Source organism: Mycolicibacter sp. MU0102, assembly GCF_963378105.1.
Classification (GTDB): Bacteria; Actinomycetota; Actinomycetes; order Mycobacteriales; family Mycobacteriaceae; genus Mycobacterium; species Mycobacterium holstebronense.
Genome location: NZ_OY726398.1, coordinates 3,401,967 through 3,428,709, shown reverse-complemented (window position 1 = coordinate 3,428,709; position 26,743 = coordinate 3,401,967). Strand labels below are relative to the sequence as shown.

The following is a 26,743-nucleotide window of genomic DNA, read 5'->3' as shown; positions in this document are numbered from 1 at the left end:
TGGCTCTCTCAGTTGGCGATGGCCCATTGCGACTGGGGCAACTCCGGCGTCATGTAACCGACACCGCGGACCGTATCGACGATCGACTCGTGGTCGGCACCGAGCTTGGCGCGTAATCGCTGTACGTGGACATCGACTTTGCGACGCCCGCCCTCGCCGCCCCATATCTCACGCAGCAGCCGGGCCCGGGTGAATGCTTGCCCGGCATGCTGAACCAGATAGTTGAGCAGTTTGAATTCGGTGAGTGTGAGGTCGAGATCGCGATTCGACAGCGAGGCGGTGAAGCTGTCCGGGTGGATGACCAAGGCGCCGAATTCCAGCGTGTTGTGGGTGGATTCGCGCCGACGGGCCAAGGCCAGTCGCAGCCGCGCGTTCGCCTCGGCGGGCCCTGCGGTCGCGCTCAGGACGTCGTCGACGTGCCAGTCGAGGCCGACCGCGGCGAAGTCTTCGGCGGCGACGACGGCCAGTACGGCAGCGGATGGCTCCCAGGCTCCGAGTTTGCGACAGCTCTCCCGCGCTACCGGAAGATCGGCGCAACCGTCCACCAGAGCGGCGTTTGCGCCGCGGTAGTCGGCCCGAGCGTTGACGGCGAGCGGACCGCGCACGATCGAATGTCCGAAGACGCCCAACCCCAGCAGCGGCTGCGCGAATTCGTCGCGGTCGGTCAGTAACACGATTTCCATCGCCAGGCTCCAACCCATGGATGCTATGCCGCCTCAAGGCTTTCAAGGGTTTTACTACCCGTTGCACCCAGGAAGTAACCCCCAGCGGATAGCGACAGGCCCGGCCCGCCAGGCGAACCGGGCCTGCCCTCCCCTCGGGCTACTGGTGAGACTGCTCGCGCGCCTCGGCTGCCTTAGCGCCCGCGCGGGCCGATTCGGCCTCGGCTTGGTGCTTGGCGGCGTCGCGCTGGGCTTCGCCCTTGTCCTGCTGCGCCCGGCCTTCGCGGGCCATCTCGTCGTTGCCGGTCACGGCCCCCAACGCCTCCTTGGCCTTGCCCTTGACGCCTTCCACGGCGCCGCGGATGCCGTCTTCGGTAGCGCTGCTCTTGTCGTCCGACATAGGTCCTCCCTTCGTGTTCTGTGGCAACTCCACGCGGTGTAGAGCCCGCCACAACGGCAAGGCTTCCCGGGCGGCCCGGCGTCCAAACGTTGACCCAAACGAATGAATCGCCTTGACGCAGAGCTCATCAGCGCGGACGGTGGGAGATGTGGGACCGCGCACACCGTCGCGCTCTGTTCCCGGTGGCGATCGGCTGGGCCAGGAGGACCGGGAGGTCCGAGCGGCTGCTCGATTCGCCGGGCTGGTGACCGCTATCGCGCTGGCGTTTGTCGTGATAGCGGTCTTGTGGGTGAGCACGTGCAATCCAGGGTCGGCCACCGCGGGCTGCGGAAGGCAGTACCGAACCGTTCTTGCCGTTGGTGCTCCGGTGATCTTGGCCGCTGGTGGGTTGCGGGCGTTTGCACGCACTTACCGGGTCTGGCGTGGGCGGGGAACCTGGTGGGGGTGGCAGGGCGCCGGATGGTTCTTGCTGACGTTGATGCTGGTCGTATTGCTGGTCAGCGCGGTGCCGATCATGGGCGTGGACCGATGACGAGACCGGCATTGGCTTCGCTGTTGCATGTCTGTGAACATCCTGTAAACGAGACGCCGGGATCAACGTATCGGCATACGATAGTTTTGGGTCGCGGACGGGTTCACCTCATATCGGTCGACTTCTGGAGCGGCTCCAGATTGCTGTTCAGGAGGAGGAATTGCAATGGGCGACACGTTTCATGACCCGGTCGACCATGTCCGGACGACTCGGCCCCACGCGGGCCGCGCCATGATCGACGTCATGGGTTGGCCGGGCTATTCATTGCTGGTGGTGGGCATGGTGGCCGGTATCGGTTGTCTCGCCGCATTTGGGACCGGTCACGATCGTCAGGGCGTGGAGGTCGCGGTTATCGCGGTGCTCGCCGCCGTCCTGGGCACGGTGTGGCTGCTGTTCGAGCATCGCCGGATCGGCAAGGTGAACCACGAGTGGCACCTGGCGCACGCCGAGATGCACCAGCAGCCCTCCACGAGTTAACCCGAGGGGGTCAAGTCGGCCCGGCCGGTGTTCCGGCCGGGCCGCTCTATGTCTGGGCGGCGAAATCGATGATTGAGTTCCCCGGCGATGGGGTACAGACTTCCCATGACTGATCTCCGGGCAGCCGGCGTGCGATGTTGACGGTGTCGGCTGAACGCGAAATGCGCGAGGGTGCCTGCAAGCGAGGGTGGTGAGCAGTCGATTGACACGCAGCAGTAGTCTCGGTCCGATTTCGCCGGGAGGCCTCATGACCGACATTGACAGTGACCGGGCTCAGCGATCGTGCAGCGAACGCGCCGTCGAACTACGGGTTGCGCCCCGGCTGGAAAGCCTGGCGGTGGTGCGCATGTTGGTCGGTGCGATCGCGACCTACGAGGACCTTGATGTCGACACCGTCGCTGATCTGCGGCTGGCGATCGATGAGTTGTGCACCCAGCTGATCCGTAGCGCCGCACCCGGCGCGATGCTGACTGTCGTCATCGACCCGCACGACGATCACGTGACGATCCAGGCGTCGGCGGCCGGTGACGGGGCCGGCGTGCTGACCCCGGGAAGTTTCAGCTGGCACGTGCTCACTTCGCTGGTCGACGACGTCGAGACGTTCCGCGACGGGCACGAATCCAACGGCGCGGGTGAGGTGTTCGGGGTCACGCTGACGACCCGCCGGGCGGATTCCGGGAGGTGACTCCGCGTGCCGCCGGCAGCGGCTCACAGTCCGGATCGGAGTACGCCGACGTCGGCGACATGTTTCGTGAGCTCGCCCAATACGATGCCGACTCACCCGACTTCCGCAACCGCAAGGACAAGATCGTCGAGCGGTGTCTGCCGCTGGCCGACCACATCGCCCGCCGGTTTGAAGGCCGCGGGGAGTTGCGAGACGACCTGGTACAGGTAGCTCGGGTGGGTCTGGTCAACGCCGTGACCCGCTTCGACGTCGAGACCGGCTCGGATTTCGTTTCGTTCGCGGTGCCGACGATCATGGGCGAGGTCCGCCGCCATTTCCGTGACAACAGCTGGTCGGTCAAGGTTCCCCGCCGGCTCAAAGAGCTGCATCTTCGATTGGGTGTGGCCACAGCCGAACTGTCGCAACGCCTGGGCCGGGCACCGACGGCCTCCGAGCTCGCGGCCGAGCTTGAGTTGAGCCGCGACGAGGTGGTCGAAGGACTGGTCGCGGGCAGCTCGTACAACACGCTGTCGATTGACGGCGGCGGCAGCTCGGACGAGGACGACGTCCGCTCGATCGCGGACACCCTTGGTGAGGTCGACGCCCGGATGGACCGCATCGAGGATCGAGAGGCGTTGCGGCCCTTGCTGGATGCCCTTCCAGAACGCGAACGCACGGTGCTGGTGTTGCGGTTCTTCGACTCGATGACCCAGACCCAGATCGCCGAGCGGGTCGGTATCTCGCAGATGCATGTGTCGCGCTTGCTGGCCAAATCGCTGGCGAAGCTGCGCGATCAGCTGCAGTAGCCTTGCTCATCGCAACCCGTAGATCTGCGACCACCACCGGATGAGTTCGGCTTCGTGGGCATCGCCGAACATGTAGGCCGGTGAGGCGATCGGCAGCGCGCGCTCGACCCGGACCAGTACGGCTTCGCGACACGGAAACTGGGGTCCCTGGGTGTCGACGACCCACTGCCGCAGCCACTCGTAGACCTCGTCACCGGGCGGTCGCAACTGTGCGGTGCCTTTGAAGCGGTAGCCGCGCCGTTTGAGGAAGTCCACCACGTTGATCTCGATGCGCGGGTCCCGGCGCAGATCGGCCGCCGTCGTCGGCGACGCCATGTGCATGAATGCCAGGTGCTCGTCCCCGTAGACCAGCAGGGACTCCTTGGGTGACAGGTTCGGCGAACCGTCGTCGCAGACGGTGGCCACGAACGCCAGCTTTGCGCTCTCGACGATCTGGCGCATGTCATGGTCGATGATGCACACCGCTCACCTCGTCGCTTCGCAGCCGTCATTCACCGCCCAGCGGTCGGTTACCCGTCCCGGCGCACGGTAAACGACGTCGGCGGCTGCTCAGCTGCCGGCGGCCAGACCGCGGGTGGCGGGGCCTTCCAGAAGGGTCCCGTCGGGGGCGAAGCGCGACCCGTGCAGCGGGCACTCCCAGGCCCGGTCGGCGTCGTTCCAGTTCACGATGCCGCCCAGGTGGGGGCAGACCGGGGAGAGGCGGTGTTCGACGCCGTCCACCCGGCACTGGGCCTGCAGGCGCCACGGGGGTCCGCTGACCACGCCGACATCGGTGCCCAGGCATTGCTGGCCGATGTGGGCGGTCGGAGTGATCCAGCCCTTCGCCAGGTTGACGCCGACCGCAAGATTGGCCGCCAGGGCCGTCGGCAGGCCGCGTAGCTCGCTGGTTCTCCAGCTGGCGAACGCCCGGTCCCACTCCGGTCGCTCGCCGAGCAGCCGGCCCGACAACGCCAGTGCGGCGGCCGCCCCGTTGGTCATGCCCCACTTGTTGAACCCGGTTGCCACGTAGATGGTTTCGTTCTCCGGAAGGATGGGACCGACATAGGGCAGCTCGTCGACGGGCGCGTAGTCCTGCGCCGACCACAGGTGCGTGCGGATGGCGCCCGGGTAATGTCTGACCGTCCATGACTCGAGTTCGGCCAGCGCATCGATCGGGTGCTTTTCGCGGCCGACGGTGTGGCCGGCCCCGCCGACCAGGAGCAGTTCGGAGCCGTTGACCGGGGCGTAGCGCAGCGACCGCGTCGGCGAATCGGTGGAGATCATCATGGGACGGGTGACCTCGCCGGGCACGTCGAACGCCATGCAGTATGACCGGCTGGGTTTGACGCGGGCAAAGTATCCGCCGCGGTCCAAGATCGGGATCCCGGTGGCCAGCACCAATTGGGTGGCCTGTAGTTCGGCGTGCCGGTGCGGGCCGTCGACTTCCAGTCGAAGTCCGCGACGGATGCTGGAAACCCGCTGTACCCGGGTGTGTTCCAGCAGCTGTCCGCCGGCGGCGAGCAGCTCGGCGCGCAGTGCGTCCAGGAACGGCATCGGGTCGAACTGCGCCTGTTCGGCCAGTCGGACACCGCCGTGGTAGTCGAACGGCACGTCGGCGTGCGCCTCCCATGTCGCCGGCAGTCCCAGCGCGCGGCAGGCCTCGAACTCGGCGCGTGCCGCCGCCACCCCACGCTCGGACTGGGCGAAACTGTAGGCGTCCTCGCGCTGGACCGGCACCCCGGCGGCCGCACAGAACGACAGCAGCCAGTCCTGTCCGGCGCGGTTGCCGTCCAGGTACGCAGCGGCCAGGCTTTTGCCCTGCTTCGCCGCGATTGTCGACAGCTGGGTGGCCTGCAGCAAGCTGATCTTGGCGGTGGTGTTCCCGGTCGCGCAGGCTCCGACCGTCCGCGCCTCCAGCACCAGCACTTGGCGGCCTGCGCGGGCCAGCAGCACCGCGGTCATCAGACCGGTGATACCGGCGCCGGCCACCACCACGTCGGCGACACCGGGCAGATCTTCGGCGGTGCCCGAAGCAGGCGATGTTGCGATCCGGTCGGCGAGCCACAACGAGGTCATGGTCGATCAGTACCCCGCGGGGCGGTGGTGAAACGTGCGGGATTCGCCGGCATGGACAACGTGTTTGCGCTGCGGAGTGGGCGGGTAGCCCGGCGGTGTTCGCGCGACACGATGGAGGCGACCCGATGCGGGCAGTCACATGGCAGGGCAAGCGCAAAGTCCAGGTCGACACCGTCCCCGACCCGGTGATCGAGAAGCCGACCGACGCGGTCATCGAAGTGACGACCACCAATATCTGTGGATCCGATCTGCATCTCTACGAGGTGCTCGGTGCGTTCATGGACCCCGGTGACATCCTGGGGCACGAGCCGATCGGCATCGTGGCCGAGGTCGGACGCGAGGTCAGCAACCTCAAACCCGGTGATCGAGTGGTCATCCCGTTCCAGATCGCTTGCGGTCATTGCTGTATGTGTCAACACGGCCTGCCGACCCAGTGCGACACCACCCGGGTCCGCGAGCAGGACACCGGAGCCGCACTGTTCGGTTACTCCAAGCTCTACGGCCAGGTTCCGGGGGCGCAGGCGCAATACCTGCGGGTTCCCCAGGCGCAATACACCCACATCAAAGTTCCTGAGGGCCCGCCGGATTCGCGCTTCGTCTATCTGTCCGATGTGCTGCCGACCGCAATGCAGGCGGTTGACTACGCGGCGATACCCGACGGCGGGTCGGTGACGGTGCTGGGACTCGGGCGGATCGGTGACATGGCGGCCCGGATCGCCACGCATCAGGGGGCCCGGGTGATCGGCGTGGATCTGGTGCCCGAGCGGCTGGGCCGGCTGGCCAGACGCGGGATCGAAATCGTCGATCTGCGTGAGGTGTCCGACCTTGGTGAGGTGATACGCGACCGCACCGACGGCCGCGGGACCGATGCGGTGATCGATGCCGTCGGCATGGAGGCGCACGGCTCCGGCGGCGCCAAGGCCGTCCAGCAGCTCAGCTCGCTGCTGCCGGACGCCGTGGCTGGACCGTTGATCAGCAAGGCCGGCATCGACCGGCTTGCCGCGCTGTACGCCGCGATCGATATCGTGCGCCGCGGCGGCACCCTGTCGATCGTCGGTGTCTACGGTGGAAAGCTCGACCCGTTGCCGATGTTCACCTTGTTCGACAAGCAGATCACGCTGCGGATGGGCCAGGCCAACGTCAAGCCGCGGATCGACTCGTTGATGCCGCTGCTGACCGACGACGACCCGCTGGGCGTCGAAACCTTTGCCACGCACGAACTGCCGCTGGAACAAGCGCCAGAGGCCTACGCGATGTTTCAGGAGAAGCGCGACGGCGCGGTGAAGATCACGCTCAAGCCGTGACTCAAGTCGTGTTAAGACCGGCCAACTGGTGTGCGGCCTCGAACAGCAGCGCGTGCGCGAAGGCCTGCGGCAGGTTGCCGCGCAACTGACGTTGGCTCACGTCATACTCCTCGGCGAGCAGGCCCGGAGGTCCGCATGCGGTGCGGCCCCGCTCGAACCATTGAAGCGCAGCAAGGTCATTGCCCTGTTGGTGATCGGCCAGCGCCATGACGAAGTTGCACAGCAGAAAGGCCCCCTCGGCCTCGCCGAGGCCGCGCTGGTCGGGCCGGTAGCGGTAGACGAATCCGTCTTGGGTGAGGTCCCGGCGCACGGCGGCCAGGGTCGCCAGGGTGCGGGCATCATCGGCCGCGACGGCTCCGCGCAGGCCGGGCAGCAACAGCGCGGCGTCGATCCCGGAGTCATCGGGTGCGCGTTGCCATCTGCCGTCTCGGTGCAGACAATCGCTGCTGGTGTCGCTGACCAGTTTGTCGGCCAGCCGCTGCCACTGGGCACCTTCGGCCAGCGACGCCACGCCGGCGATTCGGCGCAGCCCGGCCGCGCACATCAGCCGGGAATGGGCCCAGCGTTGGTTGTCGAGTTCCCAAATGCCGGCATCTGGTTCGGCGCAACGTTTTTCGATCGCATCCACCAGGGTGTGCACCGCGCCCCAATGGGTGCCGTCCAACCGGTCAAGCCGGCCGGCGGCGGCCAGCAACAACAGCGCCTCCCCGAAGGTGTCGAGTTGGAACTGCCCGCCCACCCAGTTTCCGGTTTTGGCCGACGCGCCCGGGTACCCGGGCAGCGACAGGTCGTGTTCGGGCGGCGGCATCGTCGCGTCGACGCAGTACGCCGGCCGCAGGTCAGGTCCGTCGGCCAGCACCCGTTCGGTGACGAACCGGACGGCGTCATCGAGCAGCGGATGCGGGCCGGCAGCGGCGATCGCCTGTCCGGTGTAGCACTGGTCGCGAATCCAGCAGTAGCGATAGTCGTAGTTGCGCCCTTCTTTGGCCCGTTCCGGCAGCGACATCGTCGCCGCCGCGACCATGCCACCGCCGGTGCTGGTCAGGCCGCGCAGTACCGCATAGGCCAGTTGTGCATCGATATCGGCCAGCGTGCCGGTGACCTCGGGAACAGCTTGCTTCCAAGCATTTTCGGTTCCATCCCAGGCCGTTTCCGCGCCCACAGGCTGGTCCGGCAGCTCGCGATCGGACAACTCCAACACCAGATCGTGGTCGCTTCCCGGCGCGACGTCGAGCACCATGCGTAGCGATCCGTCGGCGGCGGGGCGGGCCGTGGCCCCGCCCGCCCACCGGAATCGGTGCGGCCCCGACCGTCCGGTCCAGACGCCATCTTCGCAAGAGAGCCCCGACATGGCGGTGGCGCCGAAGTCGGCGCGAACGTCCAGTGCAACCTGCAAGCGCATCGGCCGATCGAGTGCGCGGATGCGACGTAGCACCACTGCGGTGTGCATGTCCCCGGGGAAGGCCAGCGCCTCGCGGCACTCCACGATCCCATCGGTAGTGACCCAGCGGGAACGCCAGATCAGCGATCGGTCCTCGTATCGGCCGCCCCACACGTAGCGCAGCTCCGGGGTGACGGCATAGACCCCGGAGCCCCCGAGCAGCGAACTGAAGACCGCCGGACTGTCCCAGCGGGGCAAACACATCCAGCCGAAATCGCCGCGCGGCCCGACCACGATCCCGCGTTCGCCATCGGCGATCAACGCATACTGGCGCAGCACCTGAGGCGGGAAGCGTTCAAGCAGCGGAGGTCCCTCGTCCATGGCAGATGCATACCCGCCGCCGCGCGCGGGTAGTCACCGATCCATGAGCCTGCCCTGCGGCATGCCGGTCCCCGTCGACTCGGTCGAGGTCGCCGCCTACTCGATTCCCACGGATTCGCCGGAATCCGACGGCACCGCAATGTGGGATTCCGCCACGATAGTGCTGGTAAGGGTGCACGCCGCCGGACATATCGGCACCGGCTACACCTACGCCGGCACCGCGGCGGCCACGGTGGTGCGTGACGAGCTGACCGAAGTCGTCACCGGTGGCGACGCCACGGTGCCGCCGGCACGCTGGGCCGACATGGTGCATGCGGTGCGTAACCTGGGCCGGCCCGGAGTGGTGGCCGAGGCGATCGCCGCCGTCGACGTCGCGATATGGGACCTGCGGGCCCGGCTGCTCGACGAACCGTTGGCGGTCGCGTTGGGAGCGGTGCACGAGGTCGCCCCGATCTACGGCAGCGGGGGCTTCACCTCGTATGACGACAACAGCTTGTGCCGCCAGCTCGGCGGATGGGTCGAGGAGGGCATCGGCCGGGTCAAGATGAAAGTCGGCCGAGACCCCGCCGTCGATGCCGCACGTGTGGCGGCGGCCCGCCGCGCGATCGGCACTCACACCGAGTTGTTCGTCGACGCCAACGGCGCCTACCAGCGCAAGCAGGCGCTGGGCTGGGCTGGGCGCTTCGCTGAGCAGCAGGTGAGCTGGTTCGAGGAACCAGTCAGCTCCGACGACCTCGAAGGCTTGCGCCTGCTGCGCGACCGCAGCCCGGCGGGCATGGATATCGCCGCTGGGGAATACGGCTATGACGTTCCCTATTACCAGCGCATGCTCGATGCTGGTGCCGTCGACTGTCTGCAGGCCGACGTCACCCGCTGCTTGGGCATCACCGGAGTGCTCAAAGTGGGTGCGTTGTGCGATGCCCGGGGTTTGGATCTGTCATTGCACTGTGCGCCGCAGATCAGCGCGCACGTCGGTACCGCACTGTGGCATCTGCGTCATCTGGAGTATTTCCACGATCATGTGCGGATCGAGCACATGGCCTTCGACGGTGTTCTGCTCCCGCAACCGGGCGGCGTGCTGCGTCCCGACCGCAGCTGTGCCGGTCACGGGTTGACGGTCAAAGCGACTGACCTGGAACACTTTCGGGTGGCCTGAGGTGTTCGACGGCGAAGTCCGCCGCTTGCGCGGTCATGCCGTTTGCCGCGTACGCGGCGTGCGCGGCGCCGTCGCCGCCCACCGAGCAGACCGGATCGCCGGGCGCGCACAGGTCGATCGTCTTGGCTGCATAGCCCGGCCCGACCGTCACCGGCGGCGCGCCGATGGAGTTCAGGAACGCCGCCGACGGCTTCCCCAGCAGCGCCACGGCGGCGACGTGCCCGGCCGCCTCGGGCGGTAGCGCCGCCCCGAGCCCGCCGGCCGTCGGCTCGGTGACATACCCCATCAGCGCGGCGCCGCGGGAGTATCCGCCGAGGACCATCTGGGTGCTCGGACATCCGGCTGCCATATCGCGGATGTGGCCGGCCGCATCGGTGACACCGGCGGCGGACGGGCCGAATTCGGGTACTGCCGGAAAGTTCACCGGGTAGACGTCCACGTTGCGACCCCAGGTGCGCCACCGTAGTGCGTCGATGAACTGCTGTCCGATCCATCCGACGCCGGGCGCCTCGCCGGTGCCGCGGGCGAATACCACCTGAACGTCGGGGCAGCCGGTGGCGCCCGCGTCGCCGCCGGCGGGCGAACACAGCAGCGTCCACCCAGACAGGGTCACCGCGGTGAGGATCCGAGTAATCACAGCACTTCGTCCGATACCCACTACAACCGGCGGGCAAACCGTGGTTTAGCGCGGGCGAAAACGGCAAGCCTAGTTCGGTGCCGTCGTCGACGGAACATGTGACAAACATGAATTGAAGGATTGAAGGGGAGAAGTCCATGATCACAACGTCTTTGACCAGGCTTGCCGCGGCCGGCGGCATGGCGCTGGCGTTGGCGAGCGGCACCGGACTGGCAAACGCCGTACCGGCCCCGCCGACCCAGCCAGCTCAACCGGGCCAGCCGGCCCAACCTGCTCAACCCGGACAACCGGCCCAACCCGGGCAGCCTGCCCAACCGGGGCAGCCGGTGCAACCGGGCCAATGGTCGCAGAACCCCGCGGTGAACACGACTTGCAGTTACTCGCAGGTCGTAGCGGCAATGAACGCGCAATCGCCGGACACGGCAGCACAATTCAACGCCACGCCTATGGCGCAGTCGTTCCTGCAGAACTTCCTGGCCTCGCCGGCGCCGCAGCGTGAGCAGATGCTCGAGCAGGCGCAGGGGGTGCCGGAGGCAGCGCCCTTCGTCAACATGGTCGGACCCATCGCCAAGACCTGTGACAAGTACTGAGTGATGGCTCAATCGCCCGGGGCCGGCAGCACCATCGTGGACGCGGCCAAGCGGGAAGCCGACGCATACCGCGGCGACAACCCGCGCCCGCTGGGGGGTACGCGATGGTGCTGCTGGTCTACGGCGGGTTGGTCGCGGTGGTAACCGTGGCCGCCGGGCGCCGCCTGCCGCCAGGGCTGGGCGACCGCAGACTTGCTGACGGTGACTCTCGGGACCCACAAGCTGTCCAGAACATTGGCCAAGGACGCGGTGACCAGCCCGCTGCGCGCGCCCTTTGCCCACTACGCGGGTACCGGCGGCCCCGCCGAGGTGATGGAGGAGACCAGGCGCTCCAGCGCGCTGTGTCACAGCCTGGGGGAGCTGTTGACATGACCGTTTTGTCTGGATATGCGCATCCACGACCGATGCGGATACCGCGGCGTCTAACCCGCGCACTTCGATGCGACCGCCGACCTCGCGACACCGCAGTGCCGGTTGACCGCCCGTGGCCGGCCCACGCACCCCAATGACGAGCATCGCGTTCAACTTGCCGCGGACAGTGACCCTGGCGGCGGACGCCGCACTGCTGGGCTTGGCGGGCATGCATGCCTACATGCTGGCGACCGCAGCGCACCGTCCCGGCTATTTCGCGGTGTACTGCGCCGCGATGATCATCGGCTGTGTGGTCGCCGCCGGCATCACCTGGGTCGACGTCGACGATATTGTGCCGGCCGCGGGGTGGGTGGCGGGCGGCATCCTGAGCACGGCTTTCCTGATCGGCTATCCGATCAGCCGGATGGTGAGTCTGCCGGGCCTGTCGGCGCTGACCGGGAGATGGGACCTGGCCCCGGGAAACCTGGCGCTGGCCTGCGCGGCGGCCTTCTTGGTGCTGCATCTGACGGTGCTGACCGGGGTCAATGTGGCATTCGGGCAGCGCAGGGGCTGGTATGACTGATGTTGCTCGACTATCCAGCTTGGCTGCGGATCGACCACTGGCTCAACGTCTTATTCCTAACCCTGTTGCTGCGCAGCGGCTTCGAGATCCTCTCCACCCATCCCAAGCTGTACTGGCACGCAGACAGTGCACCCGGAACGGAGTGGGCTCGCTTCACCCGCAAGGTGATGCCCACCAACAAGCTCTACGACACCCTGGATGAGGAGGAGGACTACTCTCCGCTGATCGCGCTGCCTGGACACAAAGCACTGGGCATGGGCCGGCATTGGCACTTCGCCGCCGTCATCGGCTGGATTCTCGTCGGATTGTCTTACTACGTACTGCTTTTCGTGACCGGACAATGGCACCGGTACTGGCCGTACTCCTGGTCGATCTTCACCGACGCCTGGAACGATATCGTCACCTACGCCAGCTTCAACCTGCCCCCGCTGCTGCCGGGCGAACCGCTGGACGCCATTCAGAAGCTGACCTACGCCGCGGTGATCTTCGGGCTGGCACCATTCCAGATCCTCACCGGGGCCGCGCAGTCACCGGCGATCGAGGCCCGGTTCCCCTGGTATGTGCGGATGTTCGGCGGCCGACAGGCTGCCCGCAGCCTGCACTTCCTCGGCCTGGTCGCGTTCGTGGTGTTCATCGGGATCCACCTGGCGATGGTCTTCTTCTGGGGGTGGGGCCGGCTCACGGCGTTGATGATCTTCGGGTCGGTCCGCAACGCTTACTGGGCGACCGGGCTGTCATTGCTCATCATCGCGGCTATCGTCGCGGTCCACATTGCGGCCACCGTGTGGAGCCAGCGCAGCCCCTCCTCGGTGCGGCGGGTACTCGGCGCGCTGATCAGCGTGCCGCGCAAAGGTCTGCTGCGCCGGTTGGACTCTCGGCAGAACTACCCGGTGCGCATGCTGTCGACCGAGCACCGTGTCAATGGCAAGCCGCCGACCGCCGAGTACTACAAGGTGATGGCGGTGCATAACTTCGTCGATTGGCACCTGCGGGTCGGCGGGCTGGTGGAACAACCGACGACGCTGGACCTGGCCGGGGTGCGGGCGCTGGCCGAGCCACAGACTCAGCGGGTACTGCACAACTGCGTGCAGGGCTGGACGTCGATCGGCGAGTGGACCGGCGTCCCGCTGGGAACCCTGGTGGACCTGGTGAAGCCGCTGCCGCAGGCCCGCTACGTCTGCTTTATGAGCATGCAGGACAACAGCACCGACGAGCCGAGCTCGGAAGGCGGGGGGCAGTTCTACGAGGTACTCGATCTCAAGCTGGCCCATAAACCGCAGATGCTGTTGGCCTATGCGATGAATGGCCAGCCACTGCCCATCAAACACGGGGCGCCCCTGCGGCTTCGCGCCGAGACGCAGGTCGGTTTCAAAATGGCCAAGTGGATCAACCAGATCGAGTTCGTCGACGACTACGCCCACATCGGAAAGGGCCGGGGTGGCTGGCGCGAGGACAACGTCTACTACGGCATGGACGGAGAGATCTGACGTGACCGCAACCGTCGATGCGCGCCCGGAACTGATCGATCTGAGCCAGGTCGCCAGCCGTCGGGTGTCGGACCTGGTCACGGTGCGCGGCGGATACTGCGCGGCCTGCGGTGGAACCGATTTCACGGTGGGGCAGGCGCTGTACCTGGGGTTCTTGTTCCTCGATGAAGACGACGACGCCTATCTCGTCGCACTGACCTGCCGTAATCCCTCGTGCCCGCAGCCACGAACCGCGATCCGGCTGCGATACAAGGAATTCCTGGCTAATTAGTCAGGAAGGTCGGGGCCGGCGAGATCGAATCGCTTGACTAGATCCGCCACGTCGCGCATCTCGTCGCAGATCGCGGCAAAGCGGCGCTCGGCGTCGTCGTCGAGCAGACCACGGTCGTGGTAGTACACCAGTCGGCGCAGCCGCCCGGCCAGCGCAGTACCCCACCGGATGCTCAGGTCGTAGACCTGTTCCTCGTCGACTTCGCTGCGCCGACCGAGATCCCGTAGCGCGCGCAGCTGCTCGGTGAGCACCGCAATATCGTCGTCGATGCTGATCCTCATAGCCGCGGTTTGGCGACGCTGACCACGATCGGCTGGCCCCGCAGGGTCAGGTATATCCGGTCGGGGCCGATCGCCATGCCGGACAAGGGGGCGGACCGGGCCGGCCCGGACGGTAGACCGGCCCGGTAGTCAAGGACACCCAGCACCGGAATGCTGGCGTGTGGATAGCCGGTGAAAGTCGCCGACTCGAAGACGGTCACGCCGGTATCGGTGCCGGCGTACACGCGGGTGTCGTCGGAGCCCAGGTAGCGGATCGGCGAGGAGACCGACGAGCTGCCGACGACCTGCAAACCGTGCCCGCCGCGCGCGGACTCGACGGCGTAGAGCGTGTCGCCGCGAGCGTCGGCCAGATAGACCCGGTCTCCCGCGGTTCCGTCGCCCGCCGCCACGAAAACTCTTGCGTCGTAGTGACCGCGTTGCTCCGGCGGTGACGATGAGCCCTTGTAATGCGACAGCCCACCCGGCCCGTAGACGTGGTATTCGATGGTGCGCCCGCGGTTGGCGCCGTCGATGGCACCGGTGGGGCCGGCGGACACTTGAGCGCCGGGCAGTTTCCGCAGGCCGAACTCCTCGACCGGGGTGACCGTCGCGCCGTCGGCGGACAACGCGAGCAGCACCCGCATCCCCGAGTCTTCGGCCAGCGTGGTCGGCGCCGGCCCGGCATCGACGTCACCGAGTTGCCGCAGGCCGCTCAACTCGACCGCTGCTACTCGGTCGCGCGCCGGCTGCGGCACGAACACGATCCGCTCATCGGCGCGGCTGATCTGAACATTGCGCCCGGCGCCCAGTGGCTCCGACAGCCGGGTGGCCACCGTGTCGGGGCGGGCCGGGTGATCGATCGCCGCCAATCGCCCGTCGTCGGTCAGCGCGAGCAGCGCCCCGGTGGCATACGACCATACGGGGGAGTGCAGCGGCATTCGCACCGGTACCGATACGGCTTCCGGTGTGCTCCGCGAGACCGGCGCCGAGCAGCCGACACTGGCCAGCAAACCGAGGGCTGTCGCCCCGAACCCGGCCCTCAAATTCATGACGGCGGGGTACCCCCGCAGGTGCACGGCTACACGCTTCGTTTGTGGGATCGGGCGGTCAGGTATGCGGGTCGCTATCGAGGAGCTGACCGCAGCACAGAAAGGAGAGGTCATGTCCGGATCGCTGGAAGGACGACGGGTCGCGTTTCTGGTGGCGCCGGAGGGTGTCGAACAGGTCGAGCTGACCGAACCGTGGCGCGCGGTCACCGAGGCCGGTGCGCGTCCGACGCTGGTGTCCACCGCCGATGGCCAGGTTCAGGCCTTCAACCATCTGGACCGTGCCGACAAATTCGACGTGGACCGCCAGGTCAAGGATGTGTCGGGGGATGACTTCGATGCGCTGGTGCTGCCCGGCGGGGTGGCCAACCCCGACCAGTTGCGCACCGATGAGCGCGCGGTGTCCTTTGTGCGGGAGTTCTTCGACGTCGGTAAACCGGTCGCCGTCATCTGCCATGGCCCGTGGACATTGGTCGAAGCCGGAGTCGTTGCGGGACGGCGGATTACGTCGTGGCCGAGCTTGCGTACCGATATCGTCAACGCGGGCGGCGATTGGGTCGACGAGGAGTTGGTGCGCTGCGACTGCGGGCCATCGATCCTGTTGTCGAGCCGTAAACCCGACGACCTCCCGGCCTTCTGCAATGCGCTCGTGGAAGAGTTCGCGGCACGCGGGGCGACGTTGTGATGGCAGAGCCGATGCCGGTACCGGTCGAGACCGACAACCGCCGCGCCCGACTCTGGGTCAACTGGGCCGCTGCTCTGCTGACCGCCGCCGGCGCCGCCCTGGTGATGGTGGTGGCGACGGGTGCAGTGATGAGCACCGCCGCCTGCAGCACCGCCGAGTGCCCCGACCTCGGGCCCAGTGGAGTGGTCTTCGGAATGCTCTATTACGGTGCGCCGGCCATCGCCGCATTGACCATCCTTGTCTCGTTCTTCACAGCGGGGCGCCGGCGTGGATTCCTGGTCCCGCTGGCGGGTTGGGCGCTGCTGGGGGTCGATCTGTTGGCGCTGGTGATCGCCTTTCGGCGCTAAAGAGACAGGCGGCTCGTCGATATGGATCAGCGCCGAGCACCTGTGCTGGAAGCCCTGGCCGATTACCAACGCCAGAACCGGTACGGGTTCAGCCCGCCCGGACACCGCCGGGGACGTGGCGCAGACACATCAGTCCTCGAGGTGTTGGGGGCCGATCTGTTCCGCGCCGATGTGCGCGCCCCGCGGTGGCTTGGATGACTGGGAAGCACGCGGGAAGTTCCTGACCGACGCCGAGCAGCTGATGGCCGACGCCGTCGGTGCCTCGTCGGCATTCTTCTCCACCTGTGGCAGTTCGCTTTCCGTTCGTGCCGCGATGATGGCGGTGGCCGGCGGTGCGGACGGCGGACTGCTGCTGCCCCGCGACAGCCACAAGTCCGTGGTGGGTGGACTGATCTTCTCCGGCATCCGACCGCGCTGGATCGTTCCGCGCTGGGACGCCGAACGGCATCTGTGCCATCCGCCGTCACCCGAACGGGTTGCCGGTGCGTGGGAGGAGAACCCCGACGCAGCGGGCGCGCTGGTGGTCAGCCCGTCGCCGTACGGCACCTGCGCGGACCTGGCCGCCATCGCCGAAATCTGCCATGAACGCGGCAAGCCGCTGATCGTCGACGAGGCGTGGGGTGCGCACCTGCCCTTCCATGAAGACCTGCCGACCTGGGCGATGGACGCCGGCGCCGATGTCTGCGTGGTCAGCGTGCACAAGATGGGAGCGGGATTCGAGCAGGGCTCGGTTTACCACATCCAGGGCGACCTCATCGACCGGGAGCGACTGACGGCGTGCGCCGATCTGTTGATGACCACCAGCCCCAGCGTGCCGATCTACGCAGCGCTGGACGGCTGGCGCCGCCAGATGGTGTACCACGGGCATGAACTGCTGGACGCCGCACTGAAACTGGCGCGCGATGTGCGCGGGCGCATCGATGAGATTCCGGAGGTCGAAGTGCTCGAGCATGCGTTGCTCGGTGCGGAGGCCTCCCACGATCTGGACCGGCTGCAGGTGCTGGTCGATGTGTCGGGGACCGGGACGTCGGGCTATCAGGCCAGGGACTGGCTCCGCGAGCAGCGCTGCCTCGACGTGGGGTTGGCCGATCACCGGCGCATCCTGATCACCATGTCCTTCGCCGATGACCCCGGCACGGCTGACCGGCTGCTGGACGCGCTGCGAGGGTGGCGTGACGCCGCAACGTCCTTCCAGCGACCGCCCGAGATCCGTTTGCCCTCGCCGCAGGAACTGCAGCTGGAGACCGTGCAGTTGCCCCGGGATGCATTCTTCGGCCCTACCGAGATGATCGACGCAGAGCGGGCTTCCGGACGTATCGCTGCAGAGCAGATCACGCCGTATCCGCCGGGCGTGCCGGCAGTGGTGCCCGGCGAGCGCCTCGACACCGCCGTCATTGACTATCTGCGGTCCGGGCTGGCCGCCGGGATGGCGTTGCCCGACGCCGCCGACTCGTCACTCGAGCAGATCCGAGTGGTGGCCTAGGCGCGGGTTTTGCCCCAACTGCGTCGGGGTAGCCCATAGCCATGGCACAGACGACATTGCACAGCCGGACAGACGTGGTCGATTTCCTCACCGAACAGCACCAGCGCATCAAAACGCTGTTTGACGAGACGCTGCTGGCCGCTGGCGGCGAGCGCGACGAGTCGTTCGTCCGGCTGCGCAGGCTGCTGGCCGTTCACGAGACGGCAGAAGAGGAGATCGTGCATCCGCGGGCTGCCCACGAGCTCGACAACGGCCGCGCGATGATTGACGCACGGCTGGCCGAGGAGAAGAAGGCCAAAGAGGTCCTGGGCGAGCTGGAGAACGTCAATGTCGATTCGGAGTTCTTCACCGAAAAGCTCCGGGAACTTCGCGACGACGTCCTCGAACATGCCGGCCACGAAGAACGTGACGAATTCGCCCAGCTGCGTGACGAACTCAGCGAATCCGAACTGAAGCTGTTGGAGCGCGCGGTCACGCTCGCCGAGGCGATCGCCCCGACCAGGCCGCACGCCGGGGTGGAGGGTGCACTGGCCAATGCGTTGGTCGGGCCCTTTGCCTCGATGATGGACCGGGCACGGGACGCGATCCTGGGGTATGACTCATGATCGGCCTCGGGTTGCTGCTGCTGATCCTGGGTCTGGTTTTCAACGTCTACGTCCTGTGGGCGGTCGGGATCGTCCTACTGGTCGTCGGTGCGGTGTTCTGGCTGTTGGGGGCAGTGGGGCGGCCGGTCGGCGGTAGACGCTACTGGTATTGATCGCTTGCGTGGCGTCACCGTTTGGTGTTCAACTTCCTCATTCAGAACCGCCTGTCAGACGCGGCCCCCCGCGCCCAGCGTGCCCTGCATATCCGCCTTCATGGCCACCAGTTGGGCGTTCCAGTAGCCCCAGCTGTGCACCCCTGCAGCGTCGATGTTGAACGTCGCGTTGTGACCACCCGCCCCGGTGTAGGCGTCGCGGAAGGCGACGTTGCTCTGCATGACGACCTGCTCGATCACCTGGCCGGGCAGGCTGCCCTCGCCGATCTCAGACGGAGTGCCGTTGCCGCTGTAGATCCACAGTCGAGTGCCGTTGCCGGCCAGGCGCCCGGCTTGGACGGTCGGGTCGTCGCGCTGCCATCCCGCGCTGCCCGACGGTCCCCACATGTCCTGGGGGTTGAACCCACCCTCGTCGCCCATCGCCATCCCGATCAACGTGGGTCCGTTGCCGCTGGACGGGGTCAGCAGCGCCGAAAGTGAGGCCGCATAGGCGAATTGCTGCGGGTGGTAGGCCGCTAGGATCAGTGCAGACGACCCGGACATGGAGATGCCCACCACCGCGTTGCGGGTGGAGCGCACGCCTTTCCCGGCAAGGAAGTTCGGCAGCTCACTGGTCAGAAACGTCTCCCATTTGTAGGTCTGCCCATTGGCCGACCCATACCAGTCGGTGTAGAAGCTGGAACGCCCACCAACCGGTGCCACCACCGACATCCCGGAACCGGCGTACTCACTGAACGCCGGCGTCTCGATGTCCCAGCCGCTGCGATCGTCGCGAGCCCGCAAGCCGTCCAATAGGTAAACGGCCGGCGCGCCGCCGCCCTGGAATTCAACGGTGATGTTGTGGCCCATGCTCGGCGAGGGCACCGACAGGAATTCGGGCCCGGCGGCGCCGGCGGGCGGGGCCGATGCGCCCAGGCCGATCAATGCCGGCAGCAACGCTGCCGCCGCTGCGACCGCGCTGACCCGGCGCGGCCGGTGCGTTGCGTTGTTCCACATCGTTCTCCCCTTTCGCGCAGACCCGAGCGCCAAGGCCCGTCGGCCGGGTGTGCGAGAGGGGAGAGATCGACACAGGTCCCGAAGGCTTTGGGTCCACCCGTCGGCATTGCGAAAATCCGCGGATGGCTGCCCTGCAGTCTGAAGACAGATATCTGACCTACTTGTCTTAACAAAGTGGGGCACCGTTGTCCAGAGTGTTCGTCAAAGCACTGCCGCGATAAAAAATTCCGCGCAAGCGGTTTGAGTCGAGTGCGCGGTGGGCACCTACACCGACATGTCCGCGCGTACCATCCTCGATTCCATTGGCCCGCTGACAATCGCGGTATCGGTAGCCGGTACCGCGATGCTTCTGGCTTCCGGCGCTCCCACCGCTAGGGCTGCGCCGTGCCCCGACACCGAGGTTGTCTTCGCGCGGGGAACCGGTGAGCCGCCGGGCGTGGGCCCGACCGGTCAAGCGTTCCTCAATGCGCTGAACGCACGCCTGGGAACAAGCCCAACCGTTTACGCGGTCAATTACCCGGCCAACGACCACTGGGACACCGGCGTCGACGGCATTCGGGACGCGGGTGCTCACGTCGTCTCCCGGGCGACCAGCTGTCCCAGAACCAAGATGGTGCTGGGCGGCTACTCCCAGGGCGCGGCGGTGATGGGTTTCGTCACGTCGGCTCAGGTGCCCGACGGGGTCGATCCGGCGATAGTTCCCAAGCCGCTGGACCCCGACGTCGCCGAACATGTCGCCGCGGTCGTGTTGTTCGCTATGCCCAATGAACGGGCGATGAACTTCCTCAAAGAGCCCACGATCGCGATCGGACCCCTGTACCAGGCCAAGACCCTGCAGGTGTGCGCCGTCGAGGACGCGGTGTGCTCCGACGGCATGAACTTCGCGGCGCACGACAGCTACGCCGGCGACGACGCAACGATGGTCCAACAGGGGGCCGACTTCGCCGCCCGCCAGCTCCAGGGCCGCGTGGGATAGTCCGCTGGTCGGGCGCAGACATCGCCGCCGACGGTGGCGGCGAGCGGATCCGGGTCACCGATCCTGACCAGGTCCGCCGCTCCATCCACGGAACCGCCGTCGACAACTTCGTGGCGTGGTACGGGATGCGCTATGTTGCTGGCCTTTTCGGTTTCGGCCGTTCGGTCTGATACGCGCCGCCCGCAACTATCCGGCGGCATGCGCCGGAGTTCTGTTGATCGGGCTGATGCTGCTGTGCTTCGATGCGACCTTGCCGGCGACCCTGCCCGCACTGTTTCCCGCCCCGGTGCGCTACGGAGCGCTGGGATCGGCTTCAACCTGTCGGTCTGGGTGTTCGGAGGTACCACACCGTTGATAGCCGAGACATTGGTCTCGGCCACCTGCAATCCGATGACCCCGACCTACCTTTTGGTCGTAGCCGGGGCCATCGGTGCGCTCGCGCTGGTATTCACCCCCGAGGTCGCTGGCAGGCGGTTACCCGGCTCGGGGTCGGCGGTAGAGAGCGAAGCACGTGCACGCGAACTCGCCGCGGGACGTGAGGGTTAGCGGACGTGCCGAAACCCCTGCACGCCGGCCAGCGCGTCGGCCACCGACGACATCGTCGGCACGGCGTTGCCCGGGTCGCAGATCCGCAGCAGTCGTGACACGGCGACGCCGGGCACCGTCGTGCAGTAGACCATGGCGTCGGCGCATCGGTCGGTGATGGTCTTCAGGGCTGAAAAGCCAGCGGTGCCAATAAATTCCAGATCATTGAGGTCCAGTACCAACCACTCGCAGTAGCTCGCGCATCGTTGCACGTAGTCGGCCAACTGGCCGGCATTGGAGGCGTCGAGTTCGCCGCCCACGCTGATCACCGCGCCGGAGCGTCCCCAGCGGGTGACGGAACGGGCGGTGCGGCTCGCCCAGGTATCGGACGGGGGAAGGGAATGTATTCGGTTCGCCGGGAACACCGATCCGGCGGCTTTCAAAGCGGGCATTGAATTACTCCATCAGTCGAAACTCGTACTGTGGATCGCGTCGATGCGAGTTACACCTTCACGGATGAGATGCAGGGAGGAAGCCTCCCTGGCTAGCGTGGGTGACGCGTCTTTCCGGGTGGCTGTGAACTCAACCTGCTAACGAACCTACGCCGGTCTTCGGCGCACTGCAACGATTCGGTAACGGTACCTATTTTGATCGCCTCCGAATGGCCTTGCAGCAAACCGCTTCGGGGACCATTTCCACGTTTAGGCGTCGGTGTCGCGGGTAACAACCGATTATGGCATTTCCGCAGACCACCCAGCGTTCGCTGCTCGTCTGGCATGTGCACGGGTCGTGGATGGACTCCTTCGTCGCCGGCGAACACCGCTACCTCATTCCGGTCAACGTTCCGCATGATCCCGACGGTCGCGGTTTGTGCGGTCGCGACTGGCCCCATGCGCAAGAAATTCCCCTGGCCGAACTGCGTGAACACGACATCGACCTGGTGGTACTGCAGCGACCACACGAGCTTGAGCTCACCGCACGCCTGCTGGGCCGGCGGCCCGGAATCGATGTTCCCGCGGTGTACGTCGAGCACAACACCCCGCGGCCGTTCGTGGTGGAGAGCCTGCACCCGATCGCGGATCGCGGCGACATCCCGCTGATCCACGTCACCGCGTTCAACCAGCTGATGTGGGACAACGGCCGGGCGCCGACCATGGTGATCGATCATGGCATCGCCGACCCAGGCCATCTGTACACCGGGGACATCGCGGCCGCCGGAGCCCTGATCAACGAGCCGCTGCGGCGGTGGCGCACCGTCGGCGCGGACCTGCTGGGCGCGTTGGGGCAATCGGTGCCGGTCGACGTTTGGGGGATCGGCACCGAAGATCTCAACGATCCGGCGCATCGGTGCGCAGGCGTCGTCGGCCATGGCGACCTGCGCACCGACCAGTTGATGAAGGAACTGGCGCACCGGCGGGTCTACCTGCACACCGCGCGCTGGACGTCGCTGGGCCTGTCGCTGCTGGAAGCCATGTTCCTGGGAATGCCGGTGGTGTCGGTGGCCGCCACGATGGCCCCGATCGTGGTGCCCCCCGAGGCGGGCGTCGTCAGCGCGGACCTCGACACCTTGCGGACTGCGCTCAGCGGTCTGGTCGCCGACCGCTATCTGGCCGAGGTGGTCGGCAAGGCGGCCCGTAATTACGCCATGGAGCACTTTGGACTCGACCGATTCCTGCGTCAGTGGGACCAGGTCATCGAAGCGCAATGCAGCGCCAGGAGTAGCGGGGGAGTACTGCCGTGAAGGTCGCAATGATTTCCGAACATGCCAGCCGGCTGGCAGCGCTGGGCGGAGTCGACGCCGGCATGTGCGAAGCCGTCAACGTCATGGCCGTATCCACGGTCCGGATGGCTGCTCGGGTCTCGGGCTCTGGGTGATGGCCGGCGCGCCAAATATGTAGGGCCTGAGCGTTATTTGGCTAACCCTTGGTTCTGGAACACGGTTTACCTTCCGCGACGCTGAAGTGCTTGTCGCCGCCGGATGATCGGAGGAATATGGTGGCATCTAACGGGGGACCTGGGCGGAGCCGAGACATGGCGGTGGCGAGCCGCAGTGACATGATGCGCGACGTGGCGGAGCTGGTGCAGACGTTGAATCAGCGAGCACGTGTCGACGCCGACGGTGCGCTCGATGAACTGGTGGCGAATCTGTTGGGGCACATGTCTTGTGCGCAACACGCTGGTGTCACGCTCACGACATCGGGTGGCGAGGTGCGAACTCTGGCCGCGACTGACCGGTACCCGGCGGTGCTGGACGACATCCAGCGCCGGCAGCGGGAGGGGCCCTGTCTGGCCGCGGCATGGAAGCATCACGTCATTCGCCTGGATGACATCTGCAGCGAGGAGCGCTGGCAGTTGTATTGCCGGGAGGTCGCAGCCACGACTCCGATCCGTTCCGTTCTGGCATTCGAAATATTCACCGGTGACGGCACCACAGGTGCCCTGAACTTCTACTCCCAGTCCGCGAACGTTTTCGACGACGACTCGGTGGAGTTGGGTTTGGTTTTGGCTACCCACGCCGCCCTGGCTTGGCATATGGTTCGCCGCGACGAACAGTTCCGCAGCGCGCTGGCCTCCCGTGACGTTATCGGCCAGGCCAAGGGCATGCTCATGGAGCGGTTCGACATCGACGCGTTACAAGCCTTCGAGCTGCTCAAGCGACTATCGCAGACCTCCAACACGCCGCTGGCTGAGGTGGCACAGCAACTGGTGGGTCGCGCAGGCACGGAGGAGCTAGGCAGCGCGTTAAGGTCGGCTTTCCGCCCTGATCGCCGCCCAGACGGTCTTGCCGCGAGGGGTGGGGATACTGCCCCATGCGCGACTCAGCGCGCAGACAACCGCTAGGCCCGAGGCCCGGGCCGGGAAGCCGTCAGTCGCTTCGTGGAGCACCGCCGGGGCGGCCTCTGCGTCTTGGACCGCGATGGTGACCGTGGAGCCGGCGCTTTCCAGCAGCACCGTCGGTGAGCTTTCTGTGTGGCGCAATACATTCTCCACCAGCACGTCCACGATCACCTTGGTCGTTGGTATCAACTGATCCTGCGACCAGCTAGCCAGCCATTCCGCGACGAAGTCACGGGCGCGGCGCAGGCTGCTCAAGCGGCGTGGCAATTCTGTGCTGGCCCTGCAGCGGGTGCGGTTGGAGCGTGGCACCGAGCCCAACGCAGTCTCAAGGTCCGGGTGTGCCGGGACGTAGCGCGTCACGCCGGTTTCGGCGAGCCGCGCCATTGTTTCGAGGCGGTCGCAGACCAACAGGATTGGGATATCGGGCCAGACCCTCACATGCCAACGGGCGCTGGTGAACACGGCCCACGCTGAGAGCGCCGGGACGTGCAGTTCGCCGACGTCAACCAGCACCGCGGGCGGTTCGGTGAGCGCTGCCTTGATCACGCTGTCGCGCAGTTGGAGGTAGTTGCTGCTGTCCAGGGTTCCGACAGCGGTCAGCAGGCACACCCCGCCCACGTCACTTGCCGACACAGTGAGTTGACCTGGCGCCCTAGTCATGGCCGCACCCGGTCTGCAGTCCGTCATCGCACTCGTACACCACTGAGGGGCTAATTACCCGCCCGTGGCGACAAGTTCACCTGTCGTGCCGTCGCAATTTCAGCTCACAGTCAACAGGGTGTGGTCCAGATCGGAGAGCACCTCAGACGGCAGCTTGCCGGTGAAAGCGGCCAGGAAGCGAGCTGCCAGGTCTCGCACTTTGACGTTGGTCTCCTGCGAGCGCCACACCAGGATGTCGAACGCGCGTTCGGCGGAGATGCCGTAGGCCACCATCAGCACGCCCTTGGCCTGCTCGATCACCGCACGGGACTCGGCGACCTCGGAGACCGCGGCGCTGACATCGGCCTGCAGCACATTGGTGACGTCGACATAGAAGCCGGCCGTGCCGGTCACCGTGCCGGCGTCGTCGAGCATGCGGTCGCCGACCACGATCACCCAGTGCTCTTGCCCGCCGGTGTCGATGATCCGGTGCCGGCTGCTGAAGGGCTCGCCCTCCACCACGCGTTCCAGCACCTCAGCCACTTGCGCGCGGTCCTCGGGATGCTTGTGCTGCAGCAGCAACTCGGTGCTCGGTGTCACCGTGCCCGGCTCGTAGCCGTGCATGCGGGCTACCGTATCCGACCACTCCCAGCGCTGCTCGCCGAGCCAGTAACGGAACCGGCCGACCCGCTGCGGCTCACCGTGGCCGACTACCAGATCGAGATCACTCTGGACCTCAGAGTCGTCGCCCATTGGCATCGCGAACGAAGCGTTGACATCCCCGACCACCGCATACCCGCCTTCTCGTACCCCAACAGTATGAGCTGATTCCAATGGCCGGCGGGGCAAACCGCAGCCTGGAATCGCAGGAATGAACGCACGGACGATCCAGACTGGCGCTGCCTCCTGAACGCCCGAGCGACGTAACTATCCACAATTTCGTCGCGCTGCGCAACTACCACTGTGTTTCCCCGTCGGACGAGCCGGGTAAGCGCTGTGACAGGTGTGTTCCAGCAAAGCGGACCGCCACGAAATATCGACTCGATGGAAGGAGTCAGAAGTGAAGCTCTCCAAGACTGCGGCCAAGACCGCCGCCGGCGCGGCCGGAATTGCCGCGCTGAGTGTTTTCTCCGCGACCACCGCCACGGCCGAGCCGGCGATCCAACCGTTCGGCACGCCCGAACAGCTCAATGACGGTGCGATGGCCACGTCCTACACAGTCAGCAACCTGGGGCCCGCCAACGTCACCATTCCCGGGTACCAGCCTCACGGCAAGCTGTATCAAGCCGACGTGACGGCTCGTGCCGACCGGGGCACGGTGACCCCGGTGGTCGCCGACTTCAACGCGAGAGCGGCGAACAGCGACACCTACCGGGTGATCAACACGGTGCCCACTCCGGGCGGTATCAATCCCGGACCGATCGCGCAGGGCGCTGCGGCGAACGGCAAGATCTACTTCGATGTCACCGGTCCGGCGCCGGATGGAGTCGTATACAACGACGGTGTCCAGGACGTACTGGTCTGGACCAGCAAGGCCTGACGCCGGCGTTGAGCTGGGCCCGATCTTCGGATCGGGCCCAGTTTCGCTTGGCTTGCCCACCGGCCCTGCCGGTAGCCACGGTTAGCCACGGCCACGACGGGTATGTCTGACTCATGACGTCCCTGAATTGCTCGTTGTGGGGGGAGAAGTTTCGTCCCACGGAACTGGCTCGCCCGGAGATCCGGGCGACTTCGCGCGAGTTGGCGGCGTAAGTGTCATGGCATCGGCGAAAGAGCCTGGGGCGCAGCGCTACCTACCGGAGCGGCGGACGCTGGGAGCCCTGCGTGAGGCGGCTGCGCAGTGCCGAGGTTGCACCCTGTACCGGGACGCGACACAGACCGTGTTCGGCGAGGGGCGGCGGGGTGCGCCGCTGATGCTGGTCGGTGAGCAACCCGGGGATCACGAGGATCTTGAGGGCCACCCGTTTGTGGGCCCGGCCGGGCGGTTGTTGGACCGTGCGGTGCGCGACGCCGGCATCGATCCGGCGCAGGCGTATGTCACAAACGCGGTCAAGCATTTCAAGTTCACCCGCCGCGAGGGCAAACGCCGGATCCACCAGAAGCCAGGCCGCACCGAGGTGGTGGCGTGCCGGCCGTGGCTGATCGCCGAGATCGACTCGGTGCGGCCGGAAGTGGTGATCTGCCTGGGCGCCACGGCCGCGCAGTCGCTGCTCGGGCCCTCGTTCCGTATCTCCACCGGGCGCGGTGAGCTGCTGTGCCTGCCTGGCCTAGCGGGGTCCAACGGCCGGCCGAGGGTCCTGGCCACCGTTCATCCTTCGGCGGTGCTGCGTGACCGCAGCGACCAGCGTGCGCAGGCCTACGAAGCATTCGTCGACGACCTGCGGAAGGCCCGTAACGCCGTGACCGGAGGTGGTGCACCGCTGGTGCACTCCACCGTTTGACAAAGCCGGTGGC

32 protein-coding genes and 3 pseudogenes are annotated in these 26,743 nt (G+C 66.7%); 23 read left to right on the top strand and 12 right to left on the bottom strand.

The features are described 5' to 3' along the window. Nucleotides 1–8 precede the first annotated feature (8 nt). Nucleotides 9–683 (bottom strand): winged helix-turn-helix domain-containing protein, encoded by a 675-nt coding sequence (locus RCP37_RS16215; protein ID WP_308484043.1) that lies wholly within the window; start codon nucleotides 681–683, stop codon nucleotides 9–11. A 139-nt stretch (nucleotides 684–822) separates the two neighbouring features. Beyond that, on the bottom strand, nucleotides 823–1,062 hold the full coding sequence (gene mbp1 / locus RCP37_RS16210) for a microaggregate-binding protein 1 (RefSeq protein WP_065039057.1): 240 nt from the start codon (nucleotides 1,060–1,062) through the stop codon (nucleotides 823–825). Nucleotides 1,063–1,210: 148 nt separating this feature from the next. Between mbp1 and RCP37_RS16205 the strand changes: the two genes are divergently transcribed. From RCP37_RS16205 to RCP37_RS16190, 4 genes are all read left to right on the top strand, one after another. Further along, the gene (locus tag RCP37_RS16205; RefSeq protein ID WP_308484042.1) at nucleotides 1,211–1,594 is read left to right on the top strand and encodes a hypothetical protein; all 384 of its coding nucleotides are present in this window, start codon (nucleotides 1,211–1,213) and stop codon (nucleotides 1,592–1,594) included. A gap of 165 nt (nucleotides 1,595–1,759) precedes the next feature. Further along, complete coding sequence (gene usfY / locus RCP37_RS16200; RefSeq protein WP_308484041.1) at nucleotides 1,760–2,071, top strand: protein UsfY; 312 nt, start codon at nucleotides 1,760–1,762, stop codon at nucleotides 2,069–2,071. A 247-nt stretch (nucleotides 2,072–2,318) separates the two neighbouring features. After that, entirely contained in the window at nucleotides 2,319–2,756 is a 438-nt protein-coding gene (locus RCP37_RS16195) for an ATP-binding protein (protein WP_308484040.1), read from the top strand. Next, nucleotides 2,753–3,541, top strand: a complete 789-nt coding sequence (locus RCP37_RS16190) for an RNA polymerase sigma factor SigF (RefSeq protein ID WP_308484039.1) — start codon at nucleotides 2,753–2,755, stop codon at nucleotides 3,539–3,541. The genes RCP37_RS16195 and RCP37_RS16190 overlap by 4 nt, the downstream gene beginning before the upstream one ends. A 6-nt stretch (nucleotides 3,542–3,547) precedes the next feature. Here RCP37_RS16190 and RCP37_RS16185 read toward each other — a convergent pair whose 3' ends face one another. Both RCP37_RS16185 and RCP37_RS16180 read right to left on the bottom strand, forming a co-directional pair. After that, nucleotides 3,548–4,003: a pyridoxamine 5'-phosphate oxidase family protein gene (locus RCP37_RS16185; protein ID WP_308484038.1), complete on the bottom strand. Its 456-nt coding sequence runs from the start codon at nucleotides 4,001–4,003 to the stop codon at nucleotides 3,548–3,550. Nucleotides 4,004–4,090: 87 nt separating this feature from the next. After that, nucleotides 4,091–5,596, bottom strand: coding sequence for an FAD-dependent oxidoreductase (locus tag RCP37_RS16180; RefSeq protein WP_308484037.1), 1,506 nt, complete (start codon nucleotides 5,594–5,596; stop codon nucleotides 4,091–4,093). Nucleotides 5,597–5,721: 125 nt separating this feature from the next. On the opposite strand from RCP37_RS16180, the gene RCP37_RS16175 reads away from it, so the two are divergent. After that, a complete protein-coding gene (locus RCP37_RS16175) occupies nucleotides 5,722–6,900 on the top strand; it encodes an alcohol dehydrogenase catalytic domain-containing protein (RefSeq protein WP_308484036.1) in 1,179 nt (392 codons plus the stop codon). A gap of 1 nt (nucleotide 6,901) precedes the next feature. On the opposite strand, the gene RCP37_RS16170 is transcribed toward RCP37_RS16175, so the two are convergent. Next, on the bottom strand, nucleotides 6,902–8,662 hold the full coding sequence (locus RCP37_RS16170; protein WP_308484035.1) for a glycoside hydrolase family 15 protein: 1,761 nt from the start codon (nucleotides 8,660–8,662) through the stop codon (nucleotides 6,902–6,904). A gap of 43 nt (nucleotides 8,663–8,705) precedes the next feature. Here RCP37_RS16170 and RCP37_RS16165 point away from each other — a divergent pair, with 43 nt between their 5' ends. Beyond that, the gene (locus tag RCP37_RS16165) at nucleotides 8,706–9,818 is read left to right on the top strand and encodes an enolase C-terminal domain-like protein (RefSeq protein ID WP_308484034.1); all 1,113 of its coding nucleotides are present in this window, start codon (nucleotides 8,706–8,708) and stop codon (nucleotides 9,816–9,818) included. Here RCP37_RS16165 and RCP37_RS16160 read toward each other — a convergent pair. Further along, a complete protein-coding gene (locus RCP37_RS16160; RefSeq protein ID WP_373693038.1) occupies nucleotides 9,781–10,431 on the bottom strand; it encodes a cutinase family protein in 651 nt (216 codons plus the stop codon). The two genes, RCP37_RS16165 and RCP37_RS16160, sit on opposite strands and share 38 nt — an antisense overlap. Nucleotides 10,432–10,592: 161 nt before the next feature. On the opposite strand from RCP37_RS16160, the gene RCP37_RS16155 reads away from it, so the two are divergent. The 5 genes and pseudogenes from RCP37_RS16155 (at nucleotide 10,593) to RCP37_RS16135 (ending at nucleotide 13,737) form a co-directional block, all read left to right on the top strand. Then, on the top strand, nucleotides 10,593–11,045 hold the full coding sequence (locus tag RCP37_RS16155) for a hemophore-related protein (RefSeq protein WP_308484033.1): 453 nt from the start codon (nucleotides 10,593–10,595) through the stop codon (nucleotides 11,043–11,045). A 3-nt stretch (nucleotides 11,046–11,048) separates the two neighbouring features. Beyond that, nucleotides 11,049–11,414: pseudogene (locus tag RCP37_RS16150) on the top strand (DUF1360 domain-containing protein); the annotation flags it as partial. A gap of 136 nt (nucleotides 11,415–11,550) precedes the next feature. Next, entirely contained in the window at nucleotides 11,551–11,979 is a 429-nt protein-coding gene (locus tag RCP37_RS16145) for an oxidoreductase (protein ID WP_308484032.1), read from the top strand. After that, a complete protein-coding gene (locus RCP37_RS16140; RefSeq protein ID WP_308487118.1) occupies nucleotides 11,976–13,466 on the top strand; it encodes a molybdopterin-dependent oxidoreductase in 1,491 nt (496 codons plus the stop codon). The genes RCP37_RS16145 and RCP37_RS16140 overlap by 4 nt, the downstream gene beginning before the upstream one ends. Before the next feature lies 1 nt (nucleotide 13,467). Continuing rightward, nucleotides 13,468–13,737 (top strand): hypothetical protein, encoded by a 270-nt coding sequence (locus RCP37_RS16135; RefSeq protein WP_308484031.1) that lies wholly within the window; start codon nucleotides 13,468–13,470, stop codon nucleotides 13,735–13,737. On the opposite strand, the gene RCP37_RS16130 is transcribed toward RCP37_RS16135, so the two are convergent. Further along, entirely contained in the window at nucleotides 13,734–14,018 is a 285-nt protein-coding gene (locus RCP37_RS16130) for a hypothetical protein (protein ID WP_308484030.1), read from the bottom strand. The two genes, RCP37_RS16135 and RCP37_RS16130, sit on opposite strands and share 4 nt — an antisense overlap. Beyond that, nucleotides 14,015–15,046 (bottom strand): hypothetical protein, encoded by a 1,032-nt coding sequence (locus RCP37_RS16125; RefSeq protein WP_308484029.1) that lies wholly within the window; start codon nucleotides 15,044–15,046, stop codon nucleotides 14,015–14,017. Before RCP37_RS16125 ends, RCP37_RS16130 begins: the two co-directional genes overlap by 4 nt. 112 nt (nucleotides 15,047–15,158) lie before the next feature. Here RCP37_RS16125 and RCP37_RS16120 point away from each other — a divergent pair, with 112 nt between their 5' ends. The 5 genes and pseudogenes from RCP37_RS16120 to RCP37_RS16100 all read left to right on the top strand — a co-directional run bounded on the left by RCP37_RS16120 (nucleotide 15,159) and on the right by RCP37_RS16100 (nucleotide 18,315). After that, complete coding sequence (locus RCP37_RS16120) at nucleotides 15,159–15,728, top strand: type 1 glutamine amidotransferase domain-containing protein (RefSeq protein ID WP_308484028.1); 570 nt, start codon at nucleotides 15,159–15,161, stop codon at nucleotides 15,726–15,728. Then, nucleotides 15,728–16,075, top strand: coding sequence for a hypothetical protein (locus RCP37_RS16115; RefSeq protein WP_308484027.1), 348 nt, complete (start codon nucleotides 15,728–15,730; stop codon nucleotides 16,073–16,075). The genes RCP37_RS16120 and RCP37_RS16115 overlap by 1 nt, the downstream gene beginning before the upstream one ends. A gap of 21 nt (nucleotides 16,076–16,096) precedes the next feature. Continuing rightward, a pseudogene (locus RCP37_RS16110) lies at nucleotides 16,097–17,558 on the top strand (aminotransferase class I/II-fold pyridoxal phosphate-dependent enzyme). Between the two features lie 41 nt (nucleotides 17,559–17,599). Beyond that, a complete protein-coding gene (locus RCP37_RS16105) occupies nucleotides 17,600–18,163 on the top strand; it encodes a hemerythrin domain-containing protein (protein WP_308484026.1) in 564 nt (187 codons plus the stop codon). Beyond that, nucleotides 18,160–18,315 carry a hypothetical protein gene (locus tag RCP37_RS16100; protein ID WP_308484025.1) on the top strand — a complete coding sequence of 52 codons (156 nt, stop codon included), beginning with the start codon at nucleotides 18,160–18,162 and terminating at the stop codon, nucleotides 18,313–18,315. Before RCP37_RS16105 ends, RCP37_RS16100 begins: the two co-directional genes overlap by 4 nt. A gap of 54 nt (nucleotides 18,316–18,369) precedes the next feature. On the opposite strand, the gene RCP37_RS16095 is transcribed toward RCP37_RS16100, so the two are convergent. Then, a complete protein-coding gene (locus RCP37_RS16095) occupies nucleotides 18,370–19,311 on the bottom strand; it encodes an esterase family protein (RefSeq protein WP_308484024.1) in 942 nt (313 codons plus the stop codon). 274 nt (nucleotides 19,312–19,585) lie between these two features. Here RCP37_RS16095 and RCP37_RS16090 point away from each other — a divergent pair, with 274 nt between their 5' ends. Both RCP37_RS16090 and RCP37_RS16085 read left to right on the top strand, forming a co-directional pair. Continuing rightward, complete coding sequence (locus RCP37_RS16090; protein WP_308484023.1) at nucleotides 19,586–20,287, top strand: cutinase family protein; 702 nt, start codon at nucleotides 19,586–19,588, stop codon at nucleotides 20,285–20,287. 120 nt (nucleotides 20,288–20,407) lie between these two features. After that, nucleotides 20,408–20,833: pseudogene (locus RCP37_RS16085) on the top strand (MFS transporter); the annotation flags it as partial. Here the strand turns inward: RCP37_RS16085 and RCP37_RS16080 are convergent. After that, on the bottom strand, nucleotides 20,830–21,264 hold the full coding sequence (locus RCP37_RS16080; RefSeq protein ID WP_082980823.1) for an STAS domain-containing protein: 435 nt from the start codon (nucleotides 21,262–21,264) through the stop codon (nucleotides 20,830–20,832). The pseudogene RCP37_RS16085 and the gene RCP37_RS16080 sit on opposite strands and share 4 nt — an antisense overlap. A gap of 281 nt (nucleotides 21,265–21,545) precedes the next feature. Here RCP37_RS16080 and RCP37_RS16075 point away from each other — a divergent pair, with 281 nt between their 5' ends. From RCP37_RS16075 to RCP37_RS16065, 3 genes are all read left to right on the top strand, one after another. Then, nucleotides 21,546–22,553, top strand: coding sequence for a glycosyltransferase (locus RCP37_RS16075; RefSeq protein WP_308484022.1), 1,008 nt, complete (start codon nucleotides 21,546–21,548; stop codon nucleotides 22,551–22,553). Beyond that, nucleotides 22,550–22,687: a hypothetical protein gene (locus RCP37_RS16070; protein ID WP_308484021.1), complete on the top strand. Its 138-nt coding sequence runs from the start codon at nucleotides 22,550–22,552 to the stop codon at nucleotides 22,685–22,687. Before RCP37_RS16075 ends, RCP37_RS16070 begins: the two co-directional genes overlap by 4 nt. A 156-nt stretch (nucleotides 22,688–22,843) precedes the next feature. Further along, complete coding sequence (locus RCP37_RS16065) at nucleotides 22,844–23,653, top strand: GAF and ANTAR domain-containing protein (protein ID WP_308484020.1); 810 nt, start codon at nucleotides 22,844–22,846, stop codon at nucleotides 23,651–23,653. Here the strand turns inward: RCP37_RS16065 and RCP37_RS16060 are convergent. Next, nucleotides 23,555–24,310 carry a sulfate transporter gene (locus RCP37_RS16060; RefSeq protein WP_308484018.1) on the bottom strand — a complete coding sequence of 252 codons (756 nt, stop codon included), beginning with the start codon at nucleotides 24,308–24,310 and terminating at the stop codon, nucleotides 23,555–23,557. The two genes, RCP37_RS16065 and RCP37_RS16060, sit on opposite strands and share 99 nt — an antisense overlap. 99 nt (nucleotides 24,311–24,409) lie before the next feature. Beyond that, nucleotides 24,410–25,048: a PAS and ANTAR domain-containing protein gene (locus tag RCP37_RS16055; RefSeq protein ID WP_308487117.1), complete on the bottom strand. Its 639-nt coding sequence runs from the start codon at nucleotides 25,046–25,048 to the stop codon at nucleotides 24,410–24,412. A gap of 301 nt (nucleotides 25,049–25,349) precedes the next feature. On the opposite strand from RCP37_RS16055, the gene RCP37_RS16050 reads away from it, so the two are divergent. Both RCP37_RS16050 and RCP37_RS16045 read left to right on the top strand, forming a co-directional pair. Further along, nucleotides 25,350–25,829, top strand: a complete 480-nt coding sequence (locus RCP37_RS16050) for an MPT63 family protein (protein WP_065039076.1) — start codon at nucleotides 25,350–25,352, stop codon at nucleotides 25,827–25,829. A 217-nt stretch (nucleotides 25,830–26,046) separates the two neighbouring features. Next, on the top strand, nucleotides 26,047–26,730 hold the full coding sequence (locus tag RCP37_RS16045) for a UdgX family uracil-DNA binding protein (protein WP_308484017.1): 684 nt from the start codon (nucleotides 26,047–26,049) through the stop codon (nucleotides 26,728–26,730). Nucleotides 26,731–26,743 lie beyond the last annotated feature (13 nt).